This window comes from Mesorhizobium sp. M7A.F.Ca.CA.001.04.2.1 (genome assembly GCF_003998485.1).
Lineage (GTDB): Bacteria > Pseudomonadota > Alphaproteobacteria > Rhizobiales > Rhizobiaceae > Mesorhizobium > Mesorhizobium ciceri.
Window position 1 is genome coordinate 1 of the sequence record NZ_RZQT01000297.1, and the last position, 733, is coordinate 733.

General features: G+C 69.3%; 1 pseudogene. It reads left to right on the top strand.

Going from position 1 to position 733, the window contains the following annotated elements:
• Positions 1-728, top strand: a pseudogene (locus EN955_RS34605) (DNA polymerase IV); the annotation flags it as partial.
• Positions 729-733: the final 5 nt, after the last annotated feature.

The window sequence follows — 733 nt, forward strand, 5'->3', positions numbered from 1 at the left end:
TGCCGGTCGGACTGATGTGGGGCGTCGGCCCGGCGACCAGGGCGCGGCTGGCCGAGATCGGCGTCGAGACCATCGGTCAACTGGCCAGGACGCATCGCGGCGCGCTGACGCGCCTGCTCGGTCCCGCCGCCGGCGAAAAGCTCGCCGCCCTGTCCTGGAACCGCGACCCGCGAAAGCTGGAGACGAAGCGCCGCGCGCATTCGGCCGGCGCCCAATCGGCGCTTGGCCAGAAGCCGGCTGTGGCACGGGTCATCGTGCCGACACTGCTGCATCTGGCCGACCGCGTCGCCAGTCGGCTGCGCGCCAAGGCAAGGCCCGGCCGCACGGTGACGGTACGCGTGCGCTTTGCCGATCTCAGAGCCGTCACCCGCTCGATCACGCTTGACCAGCCGATCTCGGCAACCGCGATGCTGGCCGAGATCGCCGGCGATCTGGTGCGCGGCGTGCTTGCCGACAATCCACAGGAGAAAACGATCTCGCTGCTGGCGATCTCGGTCTCGCATCTTGAGGAAAGCTTCGAGTTGCAGCTCCACCTGCCGCTTGGCCTCGCCGACGAGAGGCGCCGGCCCGGCACGAAGAAGGGCCTAGCACGCTTCGACGCCGACCGCGCCATCGACAAGATCCGCGAGCGCTTCGGCAAACAGGCGGTCGGCTACGGCACCGTGGCACTGGAGGCGGCGCGCTCGGTTCCCGACGAATTCAGGGAGTTGGCGGAGAAGGAGCTGTGAAGCCG